This window comes from Mesorhizobium shangrilense, assembly GCF_028826155.1.
GTDB classification, from domain to species: Bacteria; Pseudomonadota; Alphaproteobacteria; order Rhizobiales; family Rhizobiaceae; genus Arvimicrobium; species Arvimicrobium flavum.
On record NZ_JAQGPN010000001.1, the window covers coordinates 225,262 to 244,161 of the forward strand.

18 protein-coding genes are annotated in these 18,900 nt (G+C 63.7%); 16 read left to right on the top strand and 2 right to left on the bottom strand.

Annotation, left to right across the window (positions count from 1 at the left end):
- The first annotated feature begins 443 nt into the window (after positions 1-443).
- Positions 444-1,676 carry a DUF3363 domain-containing protein gene (locus tag PD284_RS01100; RefSeq protein ID WP_459382275.1) on the top strand — a complete coding sequence of 411 codons (1,233 nt, stop codon included), beginning with the start codon at positions 444-446 and terminating at the stop codon, positions 1,674-1,676.
- Between the two features lie 258 nt (positions 1,677-1,934).
- Here PD284_RS01100 and PD284_RS01105 read toward each other — a convergent pair whose 3' ends face one another.
- Together PD284_RS01105 and PD284_RS01110 are read right to left on the bottom strand one after the other, a co-directional pair.
- Entirely contained in the window at positions 1,935-3,104 is a 1,170-nt protein-coding gene (locus tag PD284_RS01105) for a serine hydrolase domain-containing protein (RefSeq protein WP_274626395.1), read from the bottom strand.
- 157 nt (positions 3,105-3,261) lie between these two features.
- Positions 3,262-3,834: a GNAT family N-acetyltransferase gene (locus PD284_RS01110; RefSeq protein WP_274626396.1), complete on the bottom strand. Its 573-nt coding sequence runs from the start codon at positions 3,832-3,834 to the stop codon at positions 3,262-3,264.
- Positions 3,835-4,021: 187 nt separating this feature from the next.
- Between PD284_RS01110 and PD284_RS01115 the strand changes: the two genes are divergently transcribed.
- From PD284_RS01115 to PD284_RS01185, 15 genes are all read left to right on the top strand, one after another.
- On the top strand, positions 4,022-4,714 hold the full coding sequence (locus tag PD284_RS01115) for a TetR/AcrR family transcriptional regulator (RefSeq protein ID WP_274626397.1): 693 nt from the start codon (positions 4,022-4,024) through the stop codon (positions 4,712-4,714).
- 58 nt (positions 4,715-4,772) lie between these two features.
- A complete protein-coding gene (locus PD284_RS01120) occupies positions 4,773-5,693 on the top strand; it encodes a LysR family transcriptional regulator (RefSeq protein ID WP_274626398.1) in 921 nt (306 codons plus the stop codon).
- Between the two features lie 185 nt (positions 5,694-5,878).
- Positions 5,879-7,867: a conjugal transfer protein TraG gene (locus tag PD284_RS01125; protein ID WP_274626399.1), complete on the top strand. Its 1,989-nt coding sequence runs from the start codon at positions 5,879-5,881 to the stop codon at positions 7,865-7,867.
- Positions 7,868-7,877: 10 nt separating this feature from the next.
- Entirely contained in the window at positions 7,878-8,348 is a 471-nt protein-coding gene (locus PD284_RS01130) for a CopG family transcriptional regulator (RefSeq protein WP_274626400.1), read from the top strand.
- A gap of 329 nt (positions 8,349-8,677) precedes the next feature.
- Complete coding sequence (locus PD284_RS01135; protein ID WP_274626401.1) at positions 8,678-9,160, top strand: GNAT family N-acetyltransferase; 483 nt, start codon at positions 8,678-8,680, stop codon at positions 9,158-9,160.
- Between the two features lie 385 nt (positions 9,161-9,545).
- Positions 9,546-10,541, top strand: a complete 996-nt coding sequence (gene trbB / locus PD284_RS01140) for a P-type conjugative transfer ATPase TrbB (protein ID WP_274626402.1) — start codon at positions 9,546-9,548, stop codon at positions 10,539-10,541.
- On the top strand, positions 10,538-10,870 hold the full coding sequence (locus PD284_RS01145; protein WP_274626403.1) for a TrbC/VirB2 family type IV secretion system protein: 333 nt from the start codon (positions 10,538-10,540) through the stop codon (positions 10,868-10,870). The genes trbB and PD284_RS01145 overlap by 4 nt, the downstream gene beginning before the upstream one ends.
- Positions 10,870-11,151: a VirB3 family type IV secretion system protein gene (locus PD284_RS01150; RefSeq protein WP_242414565.1), complete on the top strand. Its 282-nt coding sequence runs from the start codon at positions 10,870-10,872 to the stop codon at positions 11,149-11,151. The genes PD284_RS01145 and PD284_RS01150 overlap by 1 nt, the downstream gene beginning before the upstream one ends.
- A 13-nt stretch (positions 11,152-11,164) precedes the next feature.
- The gene (trbE, locus tag PD284_RS01155; protein ID WP_274626404.1) at positions 11,165-13,657 is read left to right on the top strand and encodes a conjugal transfer protein TrbE; all 2,493 of its coding nucleotides are present in this window, start codon (positions 11,165-11,167) and stop codon (positions 13,655-13,657) included.
- Complete coding sequence (trbJ, locus tag PD284_RS01160) at positions 13,654-14,427, top strand: P-type conjugative transfer protein TrbJ (protein WP_274626405.1); 774 nt, start codon at positions 13,654-13,656, stop codon at positions 14,425-14,427. The genes trbE and trbJ overlap by 4 nt, the downstream gene beginning before the upstream one ends.
- A gap of 14 nt (positions 14,428-14,441) precedes the next feature.
- Positions 14,442-14,708 (top strand): putative entry exclusion protein TrbK-alt, encoded by a 267-nt coding sequence (gene trbK-alt, locus PD284_RS01165; protein ID WP_274626406.1) that lies wholly within the window; start codon positions 14,442-14,444, stop codon positions 14,706-14,708.
- A 2-nt stretch (positions 14,709-14,710) separates the two neighbouring features.
- Entirely contained in the window at positions 14,711-16,096 is a 1,386-nt protein-coding gene (gene trbL, locus PD284_RS01170) for a P-type conjugative transfer protein TrbL (protein ID WP_274626407.1), read from the top strand.
- Entirely contained in the window at positions 16,093-16,782 is a 690-nt protein-coding gene (gene trbF, locus PD284_RS01175; RefSeq protein ID WP_274626408.1) for a conjugal transfer protein TrbF, read from the top strand. The genes trbL and trbF overlap by 4 nt, the downstream gene beginning before the upstream one ends.
- Positions 16,779-17,780, top strand: a complete 1,002-nt coding sequence (gene trbG / locus PD284_RS01180) for a P-type conjugative transfer protein TrbG (RefSeq protein WP_274626409.1) — start codon at positions 16,779-16,781, stop codon at positions 17,778-17,780. The genes trbF and trbG overlap by 4 nt, the downstream gene beginning before the upstream one ends.
- Positions 17,777-18,898: a TraB/TrbI/VirB10 family type IV secretion system protein gene (locus PD284_RS01185; protein ID WP_274626410.1), complete on the top strand. Its 1,122-nt coding sequence runs from the start codon at positions 17,777-17,779 to the stop codon at positions 18,896-18,898. Before trbG ends, PD284_RS01185 begins: the two co-directional genes overlap by 4 nt.
- Positions 18,899-18,900 lie beyond the last annotated feature (2 nt).

Genomic DNA, 18,900 nt, shown 5'->3' on the forward strand with positions numbered 1-18,900 from the left:
GCACGTCACGCGACGGCGAGCAGGGCCGGCTCTATTCGGCGACCGAGGACCGCGCCGATGGTGACGCCTTCCTTGATCGCGGCAAGGACGACCGCCACCAATTCAGATTCATCGTCTCGCCCGAGGATGGCGCGGAGCTATCGGACCTCACGCCCTACACCCGCGATTTCATGAAACAGGTGGAAGCGGACCTCGGCACGAAACTCGATTGGGTTGCCGTCAATCACTACAACACCGGCCATCCCCATGTGCATGTCATCGTCAACGGCCGCGACGATACCGGCGGGGATCTAGTCATCAACGGCGACTACCTTTCCGCTGGCCTGCGCGAGCGCGCCAGCGAGCTTGCCGGTCTGGAACTCGGCCCCGTCACCGAAATCGAGCAGACCCGCAAGCTGTCGGACGAAATCGACCAGGACCGTTTCACCCGGATCGACCATGCCATGACCGAGGAAGCCGATGCCCGTTTCCTCGACCTGCGCCATGAACCGGCAGAGCCGAAGCGGCAGTTCGAGCGGGCACTGCGCCTGCGCCGTCTCGGCAAGCTGGAGAAGATGGGGCTGGCGACCGAGCACGCGCCGGCCGTTTGGGAATTGAGCAAGGACATGGAGCCGGCCCTGCGCGAGCTTGGCGAGCGTGGCGACATTATCCGCACCATGCAGAAGGCGCTCGGCCCGCAGGGCGGCGAACGCGATCCCATGAGCTTCCAAATCCATGACGGAGCGCCCGAGACGCCCATCGTCGGCCGGGTCGTGGACAAGCACCTTTCCGACGAGTTGGGCGAAGACCTGACCATAGTATTGGACGGGATCGACGGGCGGACGCACCACATTGCCGGCATCGCGCCCGAGCGGTTGGAGGACACCCGCATCGGCAGCATCATCGAGATCGGCCCGGCCGAGGCGGCAGCCCGGCCGTCCGACCGCACCATCACCGCCATCGCCGAGGACGGCATCTATCGGCCGAGCCGTCATCGGGAGCAGGCGAAATTCGAGGGCTGCGTTCCGGGCGGCGACTATGAGGGCTATGTCGATGCCCATGTCCGGCGGCTGGAGGCATTGCGCTGGGCCGGCATCGTCGAGCGCATCGACACCGATCAATGGCGCATCCCCGATGATCTGGTCAGCCGCGCCGCCGCCCATGACGCCGGCCGCGACAGACAGGCCAGCGTGCGCGTCCTTTCCCCGTTCGATCTAGGCAAGCAGATCGGATCGGACGGCGCGACATGGCTGGACCGCCGATTGATACATGGCGAAACGGCCGACCTTGCGTCGGTCGGTTTCGGCCAGCAGGTGCGCGAGGCGATAGACCAGCGCCGCGAGCATCATATCGAACAGGGCGACGCCACCCGAGCACGGAACGGCCGCATCTTCTATCGGCGTAGCCTTCTCGCCACGCTGCGCGAGCGCGAGGTTGCCCGCGTCGGCGCGGAGATAGCCGAGAGCAAGGGGCTGCCGTTCCGCGCCGCCAAGGACGGCGAGAATGTGAGCGGGAAGTTCACCGGCACCGTGCAGCTATCGGGGGGCAAGTTCGCCGTGGTCGAAAAGAGCCATGAGTTCACACTTGTCCCGTGGCGGCCGGTCATCGACCGTCAGCTCGGCCGCGAGGTCATGGGCGTCGTGCAAGGCGGATCAGTGTCGTGGCAGTTGGGAAGACAAAGGGGACTAGGAATATGATGGCGAGACGGGAGGCGGCCGCGCGATTGGCGAGGCACCGCTTTTCGTCATGCGTTCGGGCGACACGTGCAGTGTCATCGCGCTACCATCCGACGCATATCCCAACGACGCCCGCGCGACCGTTCCAAAGCGCGATTCCGCCCGATGCAGAGCCGCATGACGGGACCATTTCCGTCGCCGACGCGAGCGGTTCGAGAGGGCGGCCCGGCCGGTTTCATTTGCAACATCATGATCTCCACCATTCCATCATCCTAGTGGTCATTGCGGTTTCGCTTGTGTCAGGATGCCGATGACTCCCTCACGGAGGTCCTCGAACACTTGAGGGTCCGCAGAGGCATTGTAGAGCAGGGCTACGCCCAGCTCCTCGTCGGGCAGAAGCATCAGATCGGCCCGAAACGACTCCAGATCGCCCCAATTATTAACGACCAAGGGTGAGGCGTCGGCATCAAGCACCACCCAGCCCATCGCGTAGGGGCTAGCAATGCCACGTGCCGGCGTGTGCATTGTTGTGATGCTTCTGGGGCTGGCCAGCGTATGGTTGCCGAAAACGCCATCCTGGATCTGCATAATCAGGTAATTTCCGAGATCCCGTACAGTCGAAACGATTCCGCCCGAGCCGCCCAGGTAACCCTGCTCGTGAACCTGTATCATCATGCCATCGTGGAACCGATAGCCCTGCGCGAGAGCTTGGGCTTCACCAGGTGCATCCTCAGCCCTCACTACGGAAAAGCTGTCTTTCATCTCTAGCGGCGCAAACACGTTGGATTCGAGATAATCCTCGAACGTGGACCCACCAACCACTTCTACGAGCCGCGCGGCGATCCCGTAATTGGGATCGAAATAATCGAACTGTTCGCCCGGCGCGCTCGTTGGAGTGACATCCTTTATGAGTACCAACAGCTCTTCCGTTGACCTCGGCTGCTGCTGAGGTGCCACAGCGGCAAACCCTTCATAGGAGAGGCCGCTGGTCTGGTTGAGCAGATGGCGAACGGTCACTTGCTCGGCATGTCCCGATGCCACCGTTTCGAAATCCGGAATATAGTCGACCACCGGCGTATCGAGTCCAACCGCACCGGCCTCTACGAGCTGCATCACCGCGAGAGCGGTGAACGACTTGCTGACCGAGGCGACGTAAAATTGCGTGTCAGGCGTAACGAGCTCTCCTTCACGTGCCTCGCCGTAACCGGCCAGATGGACGATCTGTCCGCCATGGATAATGACGAGCGCGGCGCCCGGAAGCCCAGTTTTGTCGAGTCGCTCTCTCATAAAGGTGTCTATTGCCGGGATATTGAAAGCGTGCTGGTGTTCGGTTCTCAAAGGACTCGACTGGGCAAGAGTGGCTGGCGCATATGCTATGGACGCCCCCATCATGCTCAGAATTACAAGGGCGAACGATGCTGGGTGTACCCCCGGTTTTGACGTAATCATCGCGTCTCCAGATGAAGTTATAAATTAAAAAAAAAGGCTTGTGGCAGGCGATCGCAAGGGAGCCAACAGCGCTGTGAAAACCGTCAGGCGTTAAAGTACGCCACTTAACGGCGGAAGCGGGGAACATGGAAACTAGGCCAGCTTCGCCCTCAATGCCTCAAAGCTTGGCGAGATAATTCACGCTCATTTCCGTCTTGCCAGAGGGAACAATCTCCGGTCGGGCCATGCCCACCTGCTCAAACCCGGCTTTGAGAAGAACTATTTCAGATGCAGGATTGTCTTGAACCGTTCGAGCACGGAGCCTTTTCAAGCCGAGCTTGCGAGCCATTTCCATGGTAAGCGAGAGCGCCCGGCCCGATATCTTCCGGCCGCGATGCTCGGGGGCGACCCAATAGCCAATCTCCGCGTCATCCGGCTTGACGTCAAAGACTACTAGACTTCCAAGGAACGAGTCCGAGGTCGCATCCGAAATTGTCAGGACTGCCAAGGTCCCGTCACGCAATCCATCTGCAATTACGCCCCGGATCATGTCCCGAACGATCTGCGGCGTATATTCGTCCAACGGCAGGTGAGCGAAGTGCTTGACCGAAGCATCGTTCGTCCCGGCAGCATATGCTTCCGCATCTGCATCCGACATGGCTCTGATCGTCACCACGCCATCGGAGATCGGCAAGACGGCGAGGAATTTTCGATCTGCCAAGCCGCCAAGGGTATCGTTTTGATTGCTCATTCTTGCTTCCACTCTTTTCTCGATTGCTTCCATCTTCGGCGCAATGCAGCGCCCGCCATCTGTGGCGCGGCGTTCCGATGGACCCGCCACACAGCGCAATAGATCAATGATCGTTGACTCGAACAATGTTCGATTGATAGAGTGATGCACTAGGACACGCTCGACTGTCAAGGTTGTAGGAGTTGGAATGGCTAAGAACGGACCATCGCAGGCGGAGCGCGGTTCCTCGACGATTTGGCTGAAACCAGCCAAGCGAGTACGCGACGTTCCCGCGCTGACGCGGGATCGCATCGTCCAAGCCGCTGTCGAGATACTAGACATGCGGGGCCAAGACGGCCTGACGATCCGCAAACTGGCGGAACATCTGAACGCTGGTGCCGCATCCCTCTACTGGCATGTCGAGACACGCGACGATGTGCTTGAACTGGCACTGGACAACGTTCTCGGTGAAATCCCCCTGCCAACAGAACCGTTGAAATGGGACAAGGAGTTGGTCCGCTTCCTGACAAAATGGCGGCAGACGCTTCTACGGCATCCTTGGTCAACCAGCCTATTCGGCTTCCGGCCGCTGCTCGGTCCCAATGCCTTGGTCCGATCCGAACATCTTCGTGTAACCCTCGCAGGGGCAGGATTGCCGAAGGCCGACGTTATCCATGCGGGATACACATTATCGAACTTCATGCTCGGATCGGTCGCGACGCAAGTAGCGTGGCAAGCCGGCGACGAAGCTGCAACCCGTGCGCGCGTCGCCACTTTCCTTCGAAATCACGCGACCGAATATCCAGCCCTTTCCTCGCAGATCGAGAGCGAACCCGATGATTGGGACGAGAGCTTTTCGCATGGGCTAGGCTGGATAATCCGTTCCTTCGCTACCTTATAGGGTGGCGAATATGCGACGGCGGCAACAGTCAACATCACTGACCGACCGCCAATGGGGGATGCCGACCGCGCTTGGATCGCGTATTCCCCTTGCCTCACTCATCCAAACGCTCACCGTCGCCGAATATCTGAACTTCCGCCACGCAGCCAATGCGCTCGGTGTAGCACAATCCAGTGTCAGCGCGCGCGTGAAGGCGCTGGAAGAAGACCTTGGCATCCTCCTGTTCGAGCGCCATGCGCGAGGTGTTCGCCTGACAGAAGCCGGACGCCACTTCATCGAGCGGATCGCGGCCGGCGTCGATCAACTCGACCATGCGGTGAAGACCGCAAGCATGGCGGCGGTGGGCGAGTGCGGCCGGCTTCGTATCGGCATTCATGCTCTGATCCCGCACAGCTTCCTCGCAAAGCTGATCGGCCAATACCGTGAGGACCGCCCCGGCGTTGAAGTCGAGATAACCGAAGGCACAGCCCGCGAAGCGGTGATGCAACTTCGCGCCGACCGGCTGGACGTGGTGTTCGTCGCCGGCACGCCCGAGCTGCCAGACTGCCATTCCCGCCGCATATGGACCGAACCTCTCTTGGCGGTGCTACCGGAGCAGCATTTGCTTGCCGGACGGCCTGCCGTCACATGGGCCGATCTGGCGGGCGAGACGTTCCTTGTCCGGCATGGCGGCACCGGCCCGCAGGTTCATAGCCATATCGTGCTGCGCCATGCCGGGCGCTGGCCTTCGCCGTCGATCCAGCGTTTCGACGTTGGGCGCGGCACTCTGCTGTCTATGGTCGGACAGGGCTTCGGCATCACTATCGTCGGCGCGGCCACGGCGCTGCTGCCCACAACCGGCATCGTCTTTCTGCCGTTCGCCGACGAGCCGAAGCCGATCACGTTCTCGGCGATCTGGTCGCCGTCCAACCGCAGCGCGGCGCTTCGCAACCTGCTCACGCTCGCCAGCGATATGGACCGTCCGTCCCGCGCCTACTGACTTCCAGCAGCGATTCGTTTCCGCCCGCAGGTATAGGCACCAGCATCGGCGACGGTCCCGAGGCAACCCGTCCTATTTACCGCCGATAGTATCCGGCAGCCCTCCGGCATCCCCTTTCCTGTTGCCTGTCCCGATTTTGCCTACTCTCTGGTCGGCTCCGTCTCTTTTGCCGACTGGAGCCTGCATTGCGCGGAGGACGAATCCTTTGGGGCCAAATCGCTGTCGTCTTCGCCATCGTTCTGGTGATGGTGTGGGCAGCGACGCAATGGACAGCGTTCCGCCTCGGCTTCCAGCCGCAGCTTGGAGCACCGTGGTTCGAGATGGCGGGCTGGCCGGTCTATTATCCGCCGGCCTTCTTCTGGTGGTGGTTTTCGTTCGACGCCTATGCGCCCGCGATCTTCGTCGAGGGCGGCATCATAGCGGTATCAGGCGGCTTCCTCGCCATCGCCGCCGCCATCCTCATGTCGATCATTCGGGCGCGGGAGGCACGCAACGTCGCCACATACGGATCGGCGCGATGGGCCGAGGACAAGGAAATCCGCAGCGCCGGCTTGCTCGGCCCCGATGGCGTCGTGCTCGGCCGATACGAACGGGACTATCTGCGCCATAACGGTCCCGAGCATGTCCTATGCTTCGCCCCGACGCGTAGCGGCAAGGGCGTCGGGCTGGTAGTGCCGACGCTGCTGACATGGCCGGCTTCCGCTATCGTCCACGACATCAAAGGCGAGAACTGGACGCTGACAGCGGGCTTTCGCGCGAAGCATGGCCGAGTCCTGCTGTTCGATCCGACCAATGCCGGATCATCCGCCTACAACCCGCTGCTGGAGGTCCGGCAAGGGGAATGGGAAGTCAGGGACGTTCAGAATATCGCGGATATTCTGGTCGATCCCGAAGGCAGCCTCGACAAGCGCAACCATTGGGAAAAGACCAGCCATAGCCTGCTAGTCGGCGCAATCCTGCATGTTCTCTATGCGGAGAAAGACAAGACGCTGGCGGGCGTCGCCAACTTCCTGTCCGACCCGCGCCGCCCGGTCGAGGCGACCTTGCGCGCCATGATGGACACGCCGCATCTCGGCGAGGCTGGCGTTCATCCCGTCATCGCGTCGTCGGCCCGCGAGCTGTTGAACAAGAGCGAGAACGAACGGTCAGGCGTGTTGAGCACCGCAATGTCTTTTCTCGGCCTCTACCGCGATCCCGTGGTGGCGCGGGTGACGGCGCGATGCGACTGGTGCATTGCCGATCTGGTCGGCAGCCGCCAGCCCGTCACGCTCTATCTGGTCGTGCCGCCGTCCGACATAAACCGCACCAAGCCGCTCATCCGCCTGATCCTCAACCAGATCGGCAGGCGGTTGACGGAAGAATTGACCACCTCCGGCAAGCGGCATCGGTTGCTGTTGATGCTGGACGAGTTTCCGGCGCTCGGCCGGCTCGATTTCTTTGAATCGGCGCTCGCCTTCATGGCGGGATATGGAATCAAAGGCTTCCTGATCGCGCAGAGCCTCAACCAGATCGAGCGGGCCTATGGGCCGAACAACGCCATCCTCGACAACTGCCATGTCCGCGTCAGCTTCGCCACGAACGACGAGCGCACCGCCAAAAGGGTGAGCGACGCGCTTGGCACCGCGACCGAGTTGCGCGATTCCACCAACTATGCCGGGCACAGACTGGCCCCTTGGCTCGGGCATCTCATGGTATCGCGGCAGGAGACGGCTCGGCCGCTGCTCACGCCGGGCGAGATCATGCAGCTTCCGCCCACGGACGAAATCGTGATGGTCGCGGGCACGCCGCCGATCCGGGCGACCAAGGCCCGCTATTTCGAGGATGCGCGGTTTCACGAACGCATCCTGACCCCGCCCGCTCTGGTCGCCGCTCCGCTGGCGCCCAGCCCATCCGCCGATGATTGGTCCGGCCGCGTGGTCGCGGCGGAAAGCCATTCCGCGACCGACGCGGCAGACGGGACCGAGGGCGATCCGGCCAATGCCGGCATCCGCCGCGAGCCGGAATTGCCAAGCCAAGAGGAAATCGTCGCCCCGCCGCCGTCGCCCGAACAGGAGTTCGAGTTTCTGGACGACGAGCCGGCCGTTGACGCGGCCAAGGCCCGCGCCATGCGCCAGCGCATGAGGATGGTCGCGCGACAGATCGCCATGAACCCCGATGATGGAATCGAGCTTTGAGGACACGCCCATGACCACGCGCATCCGCCTGAATATCTATTTCGACCCCGCGCTCATCCCGCAGATCGAGGCGATGGCGCTGCGCCGCTCGGTGGCGCTGCGTCGCAATGTCTCAAAATCCGCCATCGTGGAGGCGGCGGTCATGTCCTACCTGTCCGGCGATGCCGGCGACCAGCTTGAAGCCGCCATGTCTCGCCGCTTGGACAAGCTCGGCCGCCAGATCGACACGCTCGACCTAGATCTCGCCGTCCTCGGCGAGACGGTCGCGCAGTTCATCCATTTCTGGATGACCATCACGCCGCCGCTTACGGGAGCCGCGCAATCCGCAGCCCGTGCAAAAGGTGCGGAGCGGTTCGAGGGCTTCATGCAGAATCTCGGCCGGCGTCTGGCGGCGGGTGACTGGTTCCTCAAAGAGATATCACGTGATATGATTCGCTCTGCGGAGGACGCGACAGACTTTGGCAAACATGGCCGGGATTAGCGTCCGAAGCCACGGCGCGCACAGAATTTTTCGGCTTCGATATACATGGAACCTAGGCCGGAGTGTCTTTTGGCCTATTTTGCAGTGAGGACATGAAAGCCGGTACATAGCAGATGATTAGGCAGGGTGCGACCTCAAGCACGGCTGTGGCAGCATTCTACATTGCTCAGCTTTAGAAGTCTGGGCTGGTAGCTGGGGGTATTCGAATTCTGATTACCTTTTGTTCGAATCGGAGAGCGCGAATCGTTTATGTCCAAATTGGATAGAAACGGCGAAGTGCGCACCTGAGACGCGGTACTCTCAACTCTGCGCCCCCAAAATCGCCGACAATGGAATACTTGTATCTGATGGTTGCCACTCCTAGAGTGAAAGTTGTTCCTGCAGAAGTAGACGACATTCTACCCTGGCTAACACTTGCGGGTGAAGTCGAACATCTTTTCGGGCCAATGCCTGGTTTAGACGCTATTTTAGCGCAAAAGGTCGCTCAAAAACGAGCATATTGTGTCCATCATCTGCCGGATCGGCTTGCGGGAGCGATGTTGCTCGGGGGAGCAGAAGGCCAATACTGGATAAGGTGGCTCGCGGTAAGCTTAGACTGCCGAAATCTCGGCGTAGGTACAGCACTTGTCGAGACGGCTTTAAAGACATTCCCCTCCGGATCAATGGTCTACGTTGATACGTTTGCTGACGATACAAAAGATGGCAAAGCTGCACGTGGTCTTTATGTAGCTTGCGGCTTTACTCCAGTTTCTCTTGTATGCGACGGTGGTATAGAGCGATTGCGCCTTTGTAGAAAAGCCCTCCTTGCATAGACTTCCGTACGATTCGAAATGCGCATGACCTCGTGGTTTGGGTTGCGATTAAGTGTGCTGCAGTCTGCCCAACTTTGTTGGTGGCCCTCTATTAAGAATGACCGAAACGTATCCACCTTCAGCAAGTCTATGACTAACCTCGGTCATCTCACCTGCTGTCACACACACCCACCACCCTAGAGACAGTTTTTTTCGAGGCGTATCGGTACGAATACCTAAAACACTCAATTCACTACGGTCTAGGTTACCCATCCTATTTACCGCCGTTCGCCGCCGATCACCGCACGCGGCCAGATACTTGTTGAACGGAACAGATTTCAGCCTCTCTTAATCGACCCCGATCCGGGGATTGCCTGTCGCGTCCCCACCAAAATCCGGGGCCGACATGACCACCAACCACCATAAACCGGAGGCGATTGCACGCGGCGCACGCATGTTGCGCACTGCACTCGGACCCGCCATTGCCCGGCTGCTCGAAGACCCGGCCGTGGTCGAGGTGATGTTGAACCCGGACGGGCGGGTGTGGATCGATCGCTTGTCCGAAGGATTATCCGACACTGGCGAGCGACTGTCCGCCGCCGATGGCGAACGCATCGTGCGGCTGGTCGCGCATCATGTCGGCGCAGAGGTTCACGCCCGCAGCCCACGCGTCTCGGCCGAACTGCCCGAGAGCGGCGAGCGGTTCGAGGGCCTTTTGCCGCCCGTGGTCGCCGCGCCGGCCTTCGCCATCCGCAAACCCGCCGTCGCGGTGTTCACGCTCGACGACTATGTGGGGGCGGGCATCATGTCCGCCGATCAGGCCGAGACGCTAAGCGTCGCTGTCCAGTCTCGCGCCAATATCCTCGTGGCGGGCGGCACGTCCACCGGCAAGACCACGCTGACCAACGCGCTGCTCGCCGAGGTGGCGAAAACGCAGGACCGCGTTGTCATCATCGAGGACACGCGCGAGCTGCAATGTGCTGCGCCGAACCTTGTCGCCATGCGGACGAAGAACGACGTGGCGACGCTTTCCGATCTGGTCCGCTCATCCCTGCGCCTGCGCCCGGATCGGATTCCCATCGGCGAGGTGCGCGGCTCTGAAGCCCTCGACCTGCTCAAAGCATGGGGCACGGGCCATCCCGGCGGCATCGGCACCATCCACGCCGGCACCGGAATCGGCGCGCTCCGTCGCCTTGAACAGCTCATCCAAGAGGCTGTCGTCACGGTCCCGCGCGCCCTGATCGCCGAGACTATCGACCTTGTTGCGGTCCTTTCCGGGCGCGGTTCCGCGCGCCGGCTGGCCGAGCTTGCCCGTGTCGAGGGGCTGGGGCCGGACGGCGACTACCGCATCACGCATCCCATCCCTTCGGCAGCCCCCACCAACACAGGAGAATCTTCATGATCCGCACGCTCACGCGCGGCTATCGCTTCGCCGCGACCGCCTCATCCACCCTTGCCATTAGCCTCGTGCTCGCCCCGGCCGCCCATGCGTCCGGTTCGTCGATGCCATGGGAACAGCCCTTGCAGCAAATCCTCCAATCCATCGAGGGGCCGGTCGCCAAGATCATCGCCGTCATCATCATCATCGTCACCGGCCTGACTTTGGCCTTCGGCGATACGGGCGGCGGTTTCCGTAAGCTGATCCAGATCGTGTTCGGGCTGTCCATCGCGTTCGCCGCGTCGAGCTTCTTCCTGTCATTCTTCTCGTTCGGCGGCGGGACGCTCATCTGATGGCGGGCGGCCTCGAACAGCTCGACGCGGTGCCGGGATTCTCGATCCCCGTCCACCGGGCGTTGACCGAGCATATCCTGCTCGGTGGCGCACCGCGCTCCATCGCCATCATGAACGGGACGCTGGCCGGGGCCGTGGGCCTCGGCCTGCGCCTCTGGCTGGTAGGCATCGCCATTTGGGCCATCGGCCATTTCGCGGCCGTGTGGGCGGCAAAGCGCGATCCCCTCTTTGTCGAGGTCGGGCGGCGGCATCTCCGCATCCCCGGTCATCTGGCGGTTTGAGGGAGGCGCGTCGATGATGAACCTTGCCGAATACCGCCGCACCGCGACCCGGCTCGCCGACTATCTGCCATGGGCGGCACTGGTTGGCTCCGGCGTTGTCTTGAACAAGGACGGCTCATTCCAGCGCACCGCGAAGTTTCGCGGTCCCGATCTGGATTCCGCTGTCGCCGCCGAGCTGGTCGCCGTCGCCGGCCGCATCAACAACGCCGTGCGCCGTCTCGGCTCCGGCTGGAGTATTTTCGTCGAGGCACAGCGCAGCGAAGCCGCGACCTATCCCGACAGCATGTTTCCCGATCCCGCGTCGGCGCTGGTCGATGCCGAGCGCAAGGCCGGTTTCGAGGAAGCAGACGCGCATTTCGTGTCCGGCTACTTCCTCACCTTCCTCTGGCTGCCCCCGGCCGAGGAAGCCGCGCGGGCGGAAAGCTGGCTTTACGAGGGCCGCGAGAAAACGGGCGTGGACCCGTGGGAGCTACTGCGCGGCTTCATCGACCGCACCGACCGCGTTCTCGCGCTGCTCGACGGCTTCATGCCCGATTGCCATTGGATGGATGACGGCGCGACGCTGACCTATCTCCATTCCACCATCTCGACCAACCGGCATCGCGTGCGCGTGCCCGAGGTGCCGATGCACCTTGACGCGCTGCTCGCCGACCAGCCGTTGACCGGCGGACTGGAGCCGCGCCTTGGCGACGCGCATCTGCGCGTGCTGACCATCGTGGGATTCCCGACCGCGACGACGCCCGGCCTGCTCGACGACATGAACCGGCTTCCGTTCCCCTACAGGTGGAGCACGCGCGCGATCCTGCTCGACAAGATCGATGCGACCCGGCTGCTGACCCGCATCCGTCGCCAGTGGTTCGCCAAGCGCAAGAGCGTCGCCGCGATCTTGAAAGAGGTCATGACGAACGAGGCGTCCGCGCTTGTGGACACCGACGCCGCCAACAAGGCGCTCGACGCGGACATGGCGTTGCAGGAGCTTGGTGCGGACGTGGCGGGCATCGCCTACGTCACGGCAACCGTCACCGTTTGGGATGCCGACCCGCGCGTGGCGCAAGAGAAGCTGCGCCTGGTCGAGAAGATCGTTCAGGGCCGCGACTTCACCGCCATGGCCGAGACCGTCAACGCAGTTGACGCATGGCTCGGCTCGCTGCCGGGCCATGCCTACGCGAACGTGCGGCAACCGCCCATCAGCACTTTGAATCTCGCCCACATGATCCCGCTTTCGGCGGTGTGGGCGGGGCCGGAACGGGACGAGCATTTCGGTGCACCCCCTTTGCTCTTTGGAAAGACCGAAGGCTCAACCCCGTTCCGGCTAAGTCTGCATGTCGGCGACGTAGGCCATACCCTTGTCGTCGGCCCCACGGGCGCGGGCAAATCAGTGTTGCTCGCTCTCATGGCCTTGCAGTTCCGGCGCTACGCGGGATCGCAGGTTTTCGCCTTCGACTTTGGCGGTTCGATCCGCGCTGCGTCGCTCGCCATGGGCGGCGACTGGCACGACCTCGGCGGCGGGCTGACAGATGGGGACGAGGTGTCCGTTTCGCTCCAGCCGCTTGCCCGTATCCACGACACCTATGAACGCGCATGGGTGGCGGACTGGATTGCCGCCATCCTCATGCGCGAGGGGCTGGCGATCACGCCCGAGGTGAAGGAACATCTTTGGACGGCGCTGACCTCGCTCGCCTCCGCGCCGGTCGAGGAACGCACGATCACCGGCCTCGCGGTCCTGCTGCAATCTAACGATCTGAAACAGGCGCTTCGGCCGTTCTGCGTCGGAGGTGCCTATGGCCGGCTGCTCGACGCCGAGAGCGAATATCTCGGATCGGCGGACGTGCAGGCGTTCGAGATCGAGGGGCTGGTCGGGACCGGCGCGGCCCCGGCCGTGCTCGCTTATCTGTTCCATCGTATCGGCGACCGGCTCGACGGGCGGCCGACGCTGCTCATCATCGACGAGGGCTGGCTTGCGCTGGACGACGAGGGGTTCGCCGGCCAGCTCCGCGAATGGCTGAAAACGCTGCGCAAGAAAAACGCCAGCGTCATCTTCGCCACGCAAAGCCTGTCCGACATCGACGGCAGCAACATCGCGCCCGCCATCATCGAGAGCTGCCCGACGCGACTCTTGTTGCCGAACGAGCGCGCCATCGAACCGCAGATCACGGCCATCTATCGCCGCTTCGGCCTCAATGACAGGCAGATCGAAATCCTCGCACGGGCCACGTCCAAGCGGGATTATTACTGCCAAAGCCGCATGGGCAATCGCCTGTTCGAGCTTGGCCTGTCCGAAGTCGGCCTCGCGCTCTGCGCCGCATCCTCCAAATCCGACCAGACCGCAATCGCGCGCATCCATGCCGAGCACGGCCGCGACGGCTTCCTCGCCGGCTGGCTGCGCCATCGCGGCGTCGATTGGGCGGCCGAGTTGATCCCGAACCTCACCAATCTTGCCGACCGGCCGGAATCCGCCGCGTCGGCCCGGCTCGATAGCCACCCCACACAGGAGATTCTTCCATGACCTATCCCAAGATCGTTGGGGCCTCGGCCCTTGCACTGGCGCTTGGCGTGCCCGTCGCGCTTTCGCCCATGCTGGCAAGCCCGGCCCATGCGCAGCTTTTCGGCCGGATCGTCTATGACCCGTCCAACTACGCGCAAAACGTCCTGACGGCCGCCCGCACTCTGGAGCAGATCAACAACCAGATTCAGAGCCTCCAGAACGAAGCACAGATGCTCATCAATCAGGCCCGCAATCTAGCGAGCCTGCCGTATTCGTCGCTCCAGCAGCTTCAGCAAAGCGTCCAGCGCACGCAGCAGCTTCTCGGGCAGGCACAGAACATCGCGTTCGAGGTCGGCCAGATCGACCAAGCGTTCCAGAAGCAGTATGGCAATGTGTCGCTTTCGGCGACCGAGGCCCAACTGGTCGCCGATGCGCGCAACCGGTGGGAAAATACGGTCGGTGGCTTGCAGGACGCCATGCGCGTGCAGGCTGGCGCAGTCGGCAATATCGACAGCAACCGGGCCGAGATGGCCGCGCTGGTCGGCCAGAGCCAAGGCGCGACCGGCGCTCTGCAAGCCACGCAGGCTGGCAATCAGCTTCTCGCGCTCCAGTCGCAGCAGCTTTCCGACCTGATCGCGGTCATCTCTGCGAACGGCCGCGCCGATGCGCTGACCGAGGCCGAGCGCGCGACCGCCGCCGAACAGGGCCGCATCCAGCGTGAGCGGTTTCTGACACCCGGCACCGGCTACCAGCCCGGCAACGCTCAGATGTTCAACAACGGCAACAACTGACCGGGAGGCCCGCCATGGACGGCAAGATGCTGGCCCGGCTCGGGGCCGTGGTGTTCATCGCCATCGCCGTCACGGCGACCGCAATCGACATGGCGCGGAAGGACGAGCCTTCCGCGCCACCCTCTGCGCCGGCCTTCCAGCCCCCGGCCGATCCGTTGCGCGAAACCCTGCGCCGTTGCCAGCAGCTTGGCGAGGCGGCGGCGAGCGATACGGATTGCCTCGCCGCATGGGCAGAATCCCGCGACCGCTTCCTCGGCCGTGACCGCAGCGAGGCGCGCTGACCATGGGCAACACGGGCGTCATCGACAATTTCCTTGGGGTATTCACCTCTTACATCGACAGCGGTTTCGGCCTGCTCGGCGGCGAGGTGGCCTTCATCGCCACGACGCTGATCGTCATCGACGTGACACTCGCCGCGCTCTTTTGGGCATGGGGCGCGGATGACGACATTATCGCCCGGCTGGTCAAAAAGACGCTGTTCATCGGCGTCTTCGCCTACATCATCGGCAATTGGAACAATCTAGCCCGCATCGTCTTCGAGAGCTTCGCCGGCCTCGGCCTCATGGCGTCGGGCACCGGCTTTTCCGTCACCGATCTGATGCGGCCGGGCCGCGTGGCGCAGACCGGCCTCGACGCCGGCCGCCCGCTGCTCGATTCCATTTCCGACCTGATGGGCTGGATCGCCTTTTTCGAGAACTTCATCCAGATCGCGTGCCTGTTGTTCGCATGGGCGCTGGTGGTGCTGGCCTTCTTCATCCTCGCCATCCAGCTTTTCGTGACCCTGATCGAGTTCAAGCTGACCACGCTTGCCGGCTTCGTCCTCATCCCCTTCGGCCTTTTCGGCAAGACCGCCTTCATGGCCGAAAAGGTGCTCGGCAACGTAGTGTCGTCCGGCATCAAGGTCTTGGTGCTCGCCGTCATCATCGGCATCGGCAGCACCCTGTTTTCGCAATTCACGGCCGGTTTCGGCGGGGCAACCCCGACCATCGACGACGCCATGGCGATTGTGCTCGCCGCGCTGTCGCTGCTCGGCCTCGGCATCTTCGGCCCCGGCATCGCCAACGGCATCGTCTCGGGTGGACCGCAGCTCGGCGCGGGCGCAGCCGTGGGAACCGGCCTCGCTGCTGGCGGCATGGTGCTTGCGGGCGGCGCGGCGGCCGGTGGCGGGGCCATGCTTGCCGCGAAGGGTGGCGCTGCTGCCCTGTCCGGTGGAGCCGCGGCCGTTCGCGGAGGCGCAACGGCCGCGGGCGCGGCGACCGCTGCCTATAGCCTCGGCTCGCTCGGCCAGACCGGGGCGGCGGGAGTTGCCTCCGGCCTTGGCGGTGTCGCCCGAGCGGCAGGCTCGGCCGCCGTCTCGCCGCTCAAACGCGCAGCCTCCAGCGCAACATCCCAAGCAAGCGAAAGCGTCAAGTCCAGCTTCTCCGCTGGCGCAAAGGCCGGCTTCGGCGCGACTGGCGGCAGCTCGACCATGGGCACGGTCGGCGGCGCGAGCGCCGCCCCGGCCGCCGCGCCGCCGACTTCCCCCGATGGTCCCCCGGCTTGGGCGCAGCGGATGCAGCGCCGGCAAGCCCTCAACCACGGCACCACCATGACAGCCCATGCCGTCCGCTCCGGCGACAGCCACGGCTCCGGTTCCTCTGTCAACCTTTCCGAAAGTGACCGCTCATGAGCATCTTCAAACGACCAGCAACCCACTACGGCAAATCGCCAGAACCCGAGACGCCCTACAGACGAGCCGCGCAGGCATGGGACGAGCGCATCGGCTCGGCCCGCGTGCAGGCGAAAAACTGGCGGCTCATGGCCTTCGGCTCCCTGATCCTTTCGGCCGGCTTCGCCTCGGCGCTGGTCTGGCAATCGGCACGCGGGACCGTGGTGCCGTGGGTGGTGCAGGTCGATAATCTAGGACAGGCGCAGACCGTCGCGCCCGCCAACGCCGACTATCGGCCCAACGATCCGCAGATCGCGTTCCATCTCGGCCGCTTCATCGAGCAGGTCCGCGCGATCCCGGCCGACGCGATCATTGTCCGCCAGAACTGGCTTCGCGCCTATGAATGGACCACGGATCGCGGCGCGGCGGCGCTCAACGACTACGCCCGCGCCAATGATCCTTTCGCGAAGGTCGGCCGTCAGCAGGTCGCCGTCGAAGTCTCGAGCGTCATCCGCGCATCGCCGAACAGCTTCCGGGTGGCGTGGACCGAACGCCATTTCGAGAACGGCCAGCTTTCCAGCACCGAACGATGGACGGCGATCCTCACCATCGTCATCCAGCCGCCGCGCGACGCCGAGCGCCTGCGCGCCAACCCGTTGGGAATCTATGTCAATGCAATTTCATGGTCGCGGGAGATGAGCCAATGAGGACGATCACCCGCATCCCGACAATCGCGGCCATGCTGCTTTCGGCAACCATGCTCGCAGGCTGCGCCACCAACCGGACGCCGCAATTCAGCTATGACTCCAGCGTTCCGCCGCTGCCGACCGTGCAGGCGGCGGCAACCGACAACACGCCCCGGCCGTTGCATGTGCCCCCGGCATGGACCGTCGCACGCGGCGGCACGGCTGCCGGCACGCCGACCGGCCGCGTCGAGAACGCCAATGCAGCCGCTCGCGTCGAGCCGCGCCGGGAAGGCTACTACAACGCGATCCAGATTTATCCGTGGTCAGAAGGCGCGCTCTATCAGGTCTATGCCGCAGTCGGGCAGATCACGACGATCGCGCTGGAGCCGGGCGAAAGCCTGACAGGCGCGGGGCCGATTGCGGCGGGCGACACCGCCCGCTGGATCATCGGCGACACCGAGAGCGGGAGCGGTGCAAATCGCCGTGTCCATATCCTCGTGAAGCCGACACGGCCGGACATTTCCACCAACCTTGTCGTCACCACCGACCGACGCACCTACATGATCGAGCTGCGCGCGCGGGAATCGCTCTACATGCCCGCCGTGGCATGGGCCTATCCCGCGCTGCCAGCAGGCCAGCGCCAGACCGTCCCGGCCGCGCCAATCATCCCGGCCGAGGCTGCGCGGAACTATCGCTATGGCTTGCAGGTGCAGGGCGACAGCCCGCCATGGCGGCCGGTTTCCGTCTTCGACGATGGCCGCCGTGTCTATGTGGTCTTCCCGGCCGGGATCGTGCAGGGCGAGATGCCGCCGATCTTTGTGCTCGGCGCCAATGGCGAACCGCAGATCGTCAACAGCCGCGTCCACCAGAACGTCTTGATCGTGGACCGCCTGTTCGGGGCGGCCGAGCTGCGCCTTGGCAGCGGCAATCGCCAGCAGGTCGTCAGGATCGTCCGCACCAATCCGACGCATGCGGCAGCAGAATCGGCCAGCGCAACCATAGGAGGATCGTCCTCATGAGCGATACCGACACAGCAGCTCCCATGCGGCTTCGCGCCGAACCGCCGCGCGTCACCCGCCTGTCGCGCAAGATGCTGGCGGGCGTCGGCGCTGTCGCACTTCTAGGCATCGGGGGCGCATTGATCTACACGCTCCAGACCCGCGATGCAGGGCCGGGCGGCGACGAACTCTATTCGACCGAGAACCGACCAACGGCGGACGGACTCGCCGGCCTGCCGCGCGACTACACCGGCCCGTTGCTCGGCCCCGCACTGCCCGGCGACCTCGGCCGTCCGATCCTTGACGCACACAACCGGGGGCAACCAGTTGTGCCGCCCGTCATGGCGACGCCCACAGTCGATCCCGAGGAAGAACGCCGCCGCGCCGAGGAAGAAGCCGCGCGCTTGAGCAACGTGTTCTTCCAGTCTGGCCCACGCACGGGATCGCCAGCGGGTACGGCCATGCCCGGCCTTGCCGGCCTTGGCGGACAGCCCGCGACGCAGGACCGGCATACGGCGTTCCTCAACGGGCCGGTAGACCGGCAGACTGTCGCGCCGGATCGCGTCGCGCCGCCAGCATCGCCCTACATCCTTCAGGCCGGGGCCGTGATCCCAGCCGCGCTCATTACCGGCATACGTTCCGACCTTCCGGGCCAGATCACTGCGCAAGTCACCGAGAACGTCTATGACAGCCCGACCGGCAGCCTGCTCCTAATCCCGCAGGGCACGCGCATCATCGGCCAATACGATGACGGCGTGACCTTCGGCCAGCGCCGCGTCCTGCTTGTGTGGAACCGCCTGATCCTGCCGGGCGGACACTCCATCGTCCTTGAGCGCCTGCCGGGCGCGGACGCCAACGGCTATGCCGGGCTAGAGGACGGGATTGATTATCATTGGTGGGATTTGATGAAGGCCGCAGGGCTGTCCACGCTCCTCGCAGTCGGCACGGAGCTGGCGACCAGCGACGAGGACCGGCTGATCCGGGCCATCCGCGACGGGGCGCAGGATACCGTCAATCAGGCAGGCCAGCAGATCGTCCAGCGCCAGTTGCAGGTCACGCCGACGCTCACCATCCGGCCGGGCTTCCCGGTGAGGATCATCGTCACCCGCGACCTTGTGTTCGAGCCGGCAGGAGATTGACT

Excerpts from the sequence above, each read along its gene's own strand:
- PD284_RS01100 (WP_459382275.1), top strand. The coding sequence starts at position 444 with ATGACCGAGGAAGCCGATGCCCGTTTCCTCGACCTGCGCCATGAACCG.
- PD284_RS01105 (WP_274626395.1), bottom strand. The coding sequence starts at position 3,104 with ATGATTACGTCAAAACCGGGGGTACACCCAGCATCGTTCGCCCTTGTA.
- PD284_RS01110 (WP_274626396.1), bottom strand. The coding sequence starts at position 3,834 with ATGAGCAATCAAAACGATACCCTTGGCGGCTTGGCAGATCGAAAATTC.
- PD284_RS01115 (WP_274626397.1), top strand. The coding sequence starts at position 4,022 with ATGGCTAAGAACGGACCATCGCAGGCGGAGCGCGGTTCCTCGACGATT.
- PD284_RS01120 (WP_274626398.1), top strand. The coding sequence starts at position 4,773 with ATGCCGACCGCGCTTGGATCGCGTATTCCCCTTGCCTCACTCATCCAA.
- PD284_RS01130 (WP_274626400.1), top strand. The coding sequence starts at position 7,878 with ATGACCACGCGCATCCGCCTGAATATCTATTTCGACCCCGCGCTCATC.
- PD284_RS01135 (WP_274626401.1), top strand. The coding sequence starts at position 8,678 with ATGGAATACTTGTATCTGATGGTTGCCACTCCTAGAGTGAAAGTTGTT.
- trbB (WP_274626402.1), top strand. The coding sequence starts at position 9,546 with ATGACCACCAACCACCATAAACCGGAGGCGATTGCACGCGGCGCACGC.
- PD284_RS01145 (WP_274626403.1), top strand. The coding sequence starts at position 10,538 with ATGATCCGCACGCTCACGCGCGGCTATCGCTTCGCCGCGACCGCCTCA.
- PD284_RS01150 (WP_242414565.1), top strand. The coding sequence starts at position 10,870 with ATGGCGGGCGGCCTCGAACAGCTCGACGCGGTGCCGGGATTCTCGATC.
- trbE (WP_274626404.1), top strand. The coding sequence starts at position 11,165 with ATGATGAACCTTGCCGAATACCGCCGCACCGCGACCCGGCTCGCCGAC.
- trbJ (WP_274626405.1), top strand. The coding sequence starts at position 13,654 with ATGACCTATCCCAAGATCGTTGGGGCCTCGGCCCTTGCACTGGCGCTT.
- trbK-alt (WP_274626406.1), top strand. The coding sequence starts at position 14,442 with ATGGACGGCAAGATGCTGGCCCGGCTCGGGGCCGTGGTGTTCATCGCC.
- trbL (WP_274626407.1), top strand. The coding sequence starts at position 14,711 with ATGGGCAACACGGGCGTCATCGACAATTTCCTTGGGGTATTCACCTCT.
- trbF (WP_274626408.1), top strand. The coding sequence starts at position 16,093 with ATGAGCATCTTCAAACGACCAGCAACCCACTACGGCAAATCGCCAGAA.
- trbG (WP_274626409.1), top strand. The coding sequence starts at position 16,779 with ATGAGGACGATCACCCGCATCCCGACAATCGCGGCCATGCTGCTTTCG.
- PD284_RS01185 (WP_274626410.1), top strand. The coding sequence starts at position 17,777 with ATGAGCGATACCGACACAGCAGCTCCCATGCGGCTTCGCGCCGAACCG.